Origin of the sequence: uncultured Tateyamaria sp., assembly GCF_947496075.1 — a bacterium.
GTDB lineage: Bacteria > Pseudomonadota > Alphaproteobacteria > Rhodobacterales > Rhodobacteraceae > Tateyamaria.
This window is the reverse complement of record NZ_CANMBJ010000011.1, coordinates 45,947-52,947: the sequence shown is the minus strand read 5'-3', so window position 1 is coordinate 52,947 and position 7,001 is coordinate 45,947. Positions and strand designations below refer to the sequence as shown.

Below are 7,001 nucleotides of genomic sequence, written 5' to 3'. Positions count from 1 at the left end.
CCGAGCCAGCGCACGGTGGTGGTGCCGCCGTCGGCCGTCAGGATTTCGTCGCCCGGCTGCAGCGTTTCGACGGCCACACGGCCTGTCGGTGTCGCGATGCCGGTGCCTGCGAGGTAGCAGGTGATCGTGGCGGTCAGGCTGTTGATGGTCAGCTCCCCAAAACCGCCAAGGCCGGGTGTCGAATAGGAGAAACGGATTTCACTGAAGTTTTCTGTCGTGGCGAAACTCAGGGTCGAACCGGTGTTGAGCGAGTTGACAGTGAATGTCTGGTTCAGGGCCGTGTTGGTCTCGTGCACAAAGACGATGTCCCAACCCCCGTTGATTGATGTGCCCAGTTGCAGGGAAATGTTTCCGCCAGAGGCCCCGAAATTTGTGCCGGAGGTGTTTGCCGTACCGATATCCAGTACGTAGTCCCCGCCAATGGTGTTGGAATCGCCGATAAGGATCTGCTGTGCGCCTCCGCCATCTGCGAAAAGCTGTCCACCGCCGAAGTTGCCGCTTGTGCTGAGCGTGAACGGTACAGTGGCATCCGTGAAGTTGATTGAAGCGTTTGAGCCGATGTCAAACGCGTTGCCTTCATCAAACTGGAATGTGGGCATCGATTGTTCCCCGAATTTGTAGTCTCGTTGACAGAACCTCTAGGGTGCCCGGGTTAACCTGCCAATGATTAAACGGCAAAATCGCGCGTGGGTTGCTGGATTCCTGCAAAAAGTGGCAGTTAGGTCATGTTAAGCGCCCTGATCCAACGAAAAAGGACCGGCAGAGCCGATCCTTTCATTCGTGTTTTTGTCTTAGCGCCAGAAGCGTTTAGGCGACTTTCGCGGCTGCCGTGTATCCCAGCGCATCGGCCCGTTCTGCCAGCGCGTCGACCACATGCTGCGGCACCATGCGGCGCGCGACGATGCGCGGCACCGACATTTCGCTGATGATCGGCGCATCCGCCTGTTCGTGGCCGTTGATGAACGCATCGCGGCCCACGGCATCGAGATAGGTCTCGGACGCGGCGCCTTCGGCCAGCACCAGCTCATGCGACCCGGTGTCGATGTGGTAGTAGGTGAAGCCATCCATCGGCATCTGCGCAACCTGGTAGATCGAGCGACCGTTCACAAGCGCCGTGGCGTTGTAGAGGATGCCGTCGATGTCCATGGCGTGGTCGGGCGATACAAACAGATCGCGCGACGGCACATTCGGGGCGATGGAGCCTGCGGTGAAGCAGATTGGGTTCGCCTTGGCCGGTGTCGCGGTTTTCGTGTCGATCGGCTGGATGCCGAGCCAGCGCACGGTGGTGGTGCCGCCGTCGGCCGTCAGGATTTCGTCGCCCGGCTGCAGCGTTTCGACGGCCACGCGGCCTGTCGGTGTCGCGATGCCGGTGCCTGCGAGGTAGCAGGTGATCGTGGCGGTCAGGCTGCCAACGGTGATGAGCCCGAAGCCGGATGTCATTGAAAACTGGATTTCACTGAAGTTTTCTGTTGTGGCGAAGCTGAGTGGCGCGCTGGCACTGCCCGACGTCACAGTGAATGTCTGGTTCAATGCCGTATTGGTTTCGTGCACAAAGACAACGTTCCAGGTGCCCGAGACAGTACTACCCAGTTGCAGCGTAATATTCCCACCGGAGGCCCCAAAGTTTGTGTCAGGCGCGTTTCCGGCACCAACATCCAGTGCATAAGTCCCGCCGGTGGTGAAGTCAGAGATCGAAATCTGACCTCCAGCTATACCGTCATTTGCGATAATTTGTGCCCCGCCGGCATTGCCAACTGTGCTGAGCGTGAATGGAATGCCGTCGTCTGTGAAATTGATTGCGACGGTTGAACCGCTGTTGGTGTCGCCATTGTCGTCAAACTCGAATGTGGGCATCGTCTGTTCCCTGCGATTAAAATTTATTTAAAAAACTTGTACGGTAAGCGGGTTGGTCTGCCAACGAAAAAACGGCAAAAACCCGTTTGAGCTGTAAGGTTCGCCAAAAATTGCCAAATTGTCCGCGCTGTGCCACGTCTTTGGTCTCGTAAACTGCAACAACACACGTCGGGTGCCATGGTGAAATTGACCGCTGAATTGCTTGAACCTCTTGTCGGGGGAACCGTTCACGTACAGCTTGACGCTGGACAGCAGATCGCGATGACCCTCACCAAGGTTGATCCGATGGGGCAGGGGGCGGATGACGGGAATGGCGGCGTGATACACACCGCTTTTACCCTGGACCTGACCGGCCCGCCTGACCCGGTGATCGAGGCGTTGACCTATCCGATCACGTTGCCGGGACAAGACCCGATGCATTTGTTCATCAGCCCCCATGGTCAGGACGAGGCCGGAACCTATTACAACATCGGGTTCAGCTAGGGCGCGGGCAAGATCATCTTGAGGTAGGGGTCCGCGTCGGCAAACGGTTTGAACCCCAGCCTTTGATAAAGCCGTTGCGCACTGTTGCCCTTGAAGACTTGCAAGGTGATGTCATGACCTTGCTGGTGTGCGTGGTCGCAAACCGCCTTCAACACCGATGTGCCGATGCCTTTTGCCTGGTGATCGGGGACAATCGCGAAGTCGATGAGGTGTATGCCTGCCGCCGTTCGCTTGGCGGACAGACGGCCCACGGACATTTTTCCTTTCAACAGAAGATGATCCACCGCGTCGGGATGTGCTGCCGCATGGCTTTGGGTCTGCGCGCTGTATTGCATGTCGAGCATTTGCGTCAGTTGCGCGTCGGACAGGGGGACGGCAGCGAATGAAGGGCGCTGAACGGCCATGAAAAGCGTCCGCAAGAAGTCAGCGTCTTGCGGTGCTGCGGGTCGCACTGTGAGATCGTTTATCGTCATGTCCCACATGGGGGGCACCATGTTCGGGAAGGTCACGGGCACCCGGGTTGATCCGGGTGCCCGCCGGTCCTTTAGTTCAGGACCATTTCAATATCGTAGCCGCCTTGTTGGCGTGGCAGTGGTTTCAGAAACGCCACCGACGTGCCGATGCGCGGATGCGAAACGGTATGCACGCCGTCTCCGGCCTGTGCCAGCAGGTGCGCCTCCGGGCCTTCAAACAATGCTGAAACGCTGACGCGGCGGGGCAAGTGCGCCGGACGGTCGGGATCTGCGCTGGGAGATTGGACATCCACCAGTTTCAGAACCACATGCCCGTGCTCTTTTGTTTTGACGCGGAACCGCTGCCCGACAAAGGGTTGAAGCTCATCTGCCGTGGCTGTGGACCACCGCGCAGGTGCCACCGCACCTTGCGTGCCAACGGCCGTTTCGGACGCCCCGCTTGTTGCGGCGATGGCCCCCGCAGGCAAGGCAAAGCTGCCCGCCAACATGGCCTTTGCCGCCAGAAAAGTCCGTCGTGTCCATCCGAATGAGTGTGTCATGTCACTCTCCTTTTTGCGGGCTTCAATCAGCTGCGCGACGGGTAAATGCCTACCAGAGCGATGATGAAGTACATGGCAAGGAATGGCTGCATGTTGGTGTGGGACTGGCTGCCCCCCGCAAAGCCCGCCGTTGTCGTCACTTCGAGCATGGCAGGGTCCATTTCCACATCGTCAACTGGTGTGTTCGGACGGAAGATGTTTGATCCCGCGGCCAGCATATTGCCGGTAGGGTCATCCGCGCTTCCGTTGCGGCTCTCTGCGATCATCTTGCCGGTTGATTGCATGACGTGCGTGTGGGACGGCATTTGTGCCTCTGTCAGAGTGACATTTTCGATGCCACCGCGCTGACCCCAATTGTATGTTGAGAGACCCACGCCGGTCCCGACATGCACAGGCACACGGCTGCGCAAATCGGGTAATGCAAAGGTTGTACGTCCATCCCCACCATAGGTGGTGCCAATGAGCGAAAACAGCGCGGTGTTTTGACTGATGGGCAAAAGCTGTCCGTCGCAAAATGCCCAGCCCCGCGGCGCAAAGCTGCCGGCAAAGATCTTAATTTCTGCAATAAATGGTTCTGACATGAAAACGTTCCCCGTAAAAATTTCTGTCTGATATCGGAACGCTAGCGATCTGAACGATCATATGTAAAGGATTATCCCGGTTGAAGAACGGGGACGTATGCTCCAATGAACTTACAATTGAATGCAATACCGTGGGTTGCAAAACGGGATGGTCAGGATTGATTTCCCTTGTTTTCATACGTTCTAGCCATGCGGGTACTGCGTAGATGACATCACCCACATCTCCCAGCACTTTGATGGCGCAGTTGCGACAGCAGCACGAGGCCGGTGATGATATTGCGGCTGCGGAGATGCTGGAACGCATCCTGACGCTGCATCCCGCGCTGATGCCGGCGCATCGGTGGCGAATCGAGCAGTTGTTGAACACAGGCGAGACGGATCGGGCCGTGGACCTTGCACGCGATGTGTCCCGCCAGTTTCCACAGCTGCGCACCATGGCCACAACCAAAGAGGCAACGGCGCTGGTCCGATTGGGCCGGGTCGAGGATGCGCTGGCGCTTTTGGACAGGTTGCATGAAGACGGTCAGCAAGATCGCCCCGCGTCCATCCTGTTTGCCAATCTGCTGCTGCGCACTGGCGCGCTTGAACGCGCCGCCAGCCTGTTCGAAGGCATCCGCGCCGACATTCCCGATCACACCATCGCCGTGCGTGGCCTGATCGACATCGCGATCAAACAGGGCAGGGGGGCGGATGGGCTGGACTTGTGCGATGAGGCGGCTGAGCTGAACTGTCTTGCCCACGCGTCGATCGAGACGCGTCGCGCCCAATGCCTTGATCTGATGGGCGAGAGCGAGGCTGCGATTTCCGTCCTGTCCGACCTTGTCGGCAGGGAGGATGCAACGGCCCAGAACCATCTGACCCTTGCGCGTCTGCACCGCAAAGTTGGGGACCTCGTGGCGGCCAGCAAAGTGTTTGGCGCGATATTGGCCAACACGCCCGACCATGCCGCCGCGGTTCAAGAGCAGGTAGCCCTGCTGCAGCAGATGGGGGCGTACGAAGATGCGCTGTCTGTATGTGATCGCGCCATTGCCCATTCCGACCCGGTGCCGGAGGTGTTTCACATCCGTCGCGCGCAAACCCTTTTGGCTGCGGGCCGCGCGGCGGACGCCGCCCATGGCCTGAACACTGTCTGTGCAGAGGGGGACCCGTCGGGCGCATTGCTGCTGGAGTTGGCAAAGGCGCATGTGCAGGCTGGCGCATTACAAGACGCGGACGCCGCATTTGTCGGCAGTGCCGCGCATCCTGCCACGCGGTTGCGGGCGATATTGGGCAGGGCGAAGATTGCGCAGCAACGGGATGATCCCGAGGGCGCGATAGCGCTGCTGCAGTCCGAGATGGCTGCGCAGGAGGTGTCTGACCCCACCCTGACCCTGGCCCTGTGCGAGGCCCTGATCCGGGCGGGACGTGCGCCAGAGATCAAGGACCTGCTGCAGCAATTGGCTGACCAGCCTCACGTGTTGAGCGACGGTCAGATGGAACATGTCCTGACATTGGCGGAACGGCAGACCCTGCCGGACATTTCAAGTACACTGATCGATGCGATGATGGATCGCGAGCGTCTGTCACTGGTGTTTGCGCGGCGGTTGTTGAGGCTTGCCCATATCACTGCCGACACGAAGATGTTGAGAGAGGTCGCCGACGCCCTGTGCGCCAAGCTGCCGCCGGTCCATCAGGCGGAGTTCCGGGTTGATGTCGCGTCTTTCGCCGATGGACCCGAGGCAGCCCTTGCCCTTGCCCGCAAGGTCAGCGCCGACAGCCAGTCGCCCCGCCTTGCGATGCTTGTTGGGCGGCATCTTGCGGACACGGGCAGCACACAGCTTGCCATGCGCTACCTGCGCCGTGCCGCGCGCCGATGGCCGGAACACCGCGCCTTGAACGGTTTTTTTGTGCATGTCTGCGGCATGGCCCGCGATTTTGCTGCGGGGCACGCGCATCTGGATGCAATGGTGGCTGCGAACCCGCGGATTGATGTGGAGCGTGAACGGTTGCTGTTGATGCACAGCGAACGGTGCAGCCAACCGCTGCTTGATCGTGCGATCCGCAGGCAAGACGCCGGATTGCCGGGTCTGCATCCGCGGCATTTTCTGGATGTGTGCCTGGCCTGTGGTGATCTGGATCGCGCGTTGGCCACGCGCCAGCACATTCGCACCGACCCGCAAAGCACCAATCGGGTGGCGGCGCATTTCGCCACTGGATTGCACGGCCGCATGCTGGCCGATTTGCAGGTCTTTCGCACATTGGAGGCCAAGGCAAAGGGGCAGGGGACCCCGCAAGAAGAGATCGAGGGGCGCCTTGCCGCGCAGTACTATTATCCCGCAAAATGCATTGTGGACCGTTGGGACGCAGCGGCGGATCCGAGTGTCCCACCCCGTCAGACACCGATCCCCAAGCGCATCTTTCAGTATTGGGACACCGAAGCGGTCCCGGATGACGTCGCCGCACTGATTGCGGACTGGGCGGCGGTGCCGGACTTCGAACATGTCCTGTTGAACCGGCAGCGCGCCGTCAACTTTTTGCGCCGTCAGTTTGGCGCCCGTGCTGTTACCGCCTTCAATCGGGCGCGCCATGTGGCCGAGGAAAGTGACCTGATCCGGTTGTGTGTGCTCTACAAGTTCGGCGGCATCTACAGTGATGCCGATGACCGGGCCGTGGGGGACATCGGCGCGTTGGCGTCTCTTGGGGCGGGCCTTGTGGTCACGCGTGAGCCGATCGGGGCCATTGCGAACAACACGATGATCACCCCGCCGGGCAACCCGATTGTGCAAATCGCCCTGAACATGACGATCAGGGCATTGCTGGCCCGGGATGCCGATGCCGCTTGGTTCAAGACCGGGCCGGGCATGCTGACCTGCGCTGCGGCCCAATACCTGCGGGACGCGCCACCCGAGGAAGCGCGTGAAACGCTGACAATACTGCGTGGTGACACCTTGCGCACATTCATCGAACCGCACATTCCGTTGCCTTACAAGAAGACCGTGAGGTACTGGAATGCGCAGGTAAAGGACGTCAGTCAGAAGGTGTTGGCCGGGTTGAGCAGGCTGGCGAATGACAACGTGTGATCGCCGCTGCCC

The 7,001-nt window shown here is 59.8% G+C and carries 7 protein-coding genes; 2 read left to right on the top strand and 5 right to left on the bottom strand.

What is annotated here, in order from left to right; genetic code table 11:
- On the bottom strand, positions 1-599 hold a 599-nt coding region (locus tag Q1A51_RS24300), incomplete at its 3' end, for a Hint domain-containing protein (RefSeq protein ID WP_299606728.1).
- Between the two features lie 208 nt (positions 600-807).
- Positions 808-1,854: a Hint domain-containing protein gene (locus Q1A51_RS24295; RefSeq protein WP_299606724.1), complete on the bottom strand. Its 1,047-nt coding sequence runs from the start codon at positions 1,852-1,854 to the stop codon at positions 808-810.
- A 177-nt stretch (positions 1,855-2,031) separates the two neighbouring features.
- Between Q1A51_RS24295 and Q1A51_RS24290 the strand changes: the two genes are divergently transcribed.
- Positions 2,032-2,337 carry a hypothetical protein gene (locus Q1A51_RS24290; RefSeq protein ID WP_299210995.1) on the top strand — a complete coding sequence of 102 codons (306 nt, stop codon included), beginning with the start codon at positions 2,032-2,034 and terminating at the stop codon, positions 2,335-2,337.
- On the opposite strand, the gene Q1A51_RS24285 is transcribed toward Q1A51_RS24290, so the two are convergent.
- The 3 genes from Q1A51_RS24285 to Q1A51_RS24275 all read right to left on the bottom strand — a co-directional run bounded on the left by Q1A51_RS24285 (position 2,334) and on the right by Q1A51_RS24275 (position 3,930).
- Positions 2,334-2,810: a GNAT family N-acetyltransferase gene (locus tag Q1A51_RS24285; protein WP_299606719.1), complete on the bottom strand. Its 477-nt coding sequence runs from the start codon at positions 2,808-2,810 to the stop codon at positions 2,334-2,336. The two genes, Q1A51_RS24290 and Q1A51_RS24285, sit on opposite strands and share 4 nt — an antisense overlap.
- 71 nt (positions 2,811-2,881) lie before the next feature.
- Positions 2,882-3,349, bottom strand: a complete 468-nt coding sequence (locus Q1A51_RS24280; protein ID WP_299606716.1) for a hypothetical protein — start codon at positions 3,347-3,349, stop codon at positions 2,882-2,884.
- Between the two features lie 26 nt (positions 3,350-3,375).
- Positions 3,376-3,930 carry a tail fiber protein gene (locus Q1A51_RS24275; RefSeq protein ID WP_299606712.1) on the bottom strand — a complete coding sequence of 185 codons (555 nt, stop codon included), beginning with the start codon at positions 3,928-3,930 and terminating at the stop codon, positions 3,376-3,378.
- A gap of 206 nt (positions 3,931-4,136) precedes the next feature.
- Here Q1A51_RS24275 and Q1A51_RS24270 point away from each other — a divergent pair, with 206 nt between their 5' ends.
- Complete coding sequence (locus tag Q1A51_RS24270; RefSeq protein ID WP_299606707.1) at positions 4,137-6,989, top strand: glycosyltransferase; 2,853 nt, start codon at positions 4,137-4,139, stop codon at positions 6,987-6,989.
- The last annotated feature ends 12 nt before the right edge of the window (positions 6,990-7,001 follow it).

Bases quoted from the DNA above. Each gene is read 5' to 3' on its own strand.
- Q1A51_RS24295 (WP_299606724.1), bottom strand. From the start codon at position 1,854: ATGCCCACATTCGAGTTTGACGACAATGGCGACACCAACAGCGGTTCA.
- Q1A51_RS24290 (WP_299210995.1), top strand. From the start codon at position 2,032: ATGGTGAAATTGACCGCTGAATTGCTTGAACCTCTTGTCGGGGGAACC.
- Q1A51_RS24280 (WP_299606716.1), bottom strand. From the start codon at position 3,349: ATGACACACTCATTCGGATGGACACGACGGACTTTTCTGGCGGCAAAG.
- Q1A51_RS24275 (WP_299606712.1), bottom strand. From the start codon at position 3,930: ATGTCAGAACCATTTATTGCAGAAATTAAGATCTTTGCCGGCAGCTTT.
- Q1A51_RS24285 (WP_299606719.1), bottom strand. From the start codon at position 2,810: ATGACGATAAACGATCTCACAGTGCGACCCGCAGCACCGCAAGACGCT.
- Q1A51_RS24270 (WP_299606707.1), top strand. From the start codon at position 4,137: ATGACATCACCCACATCTCCCAGCACTTTGATGGCGCAGTTGCGACAG.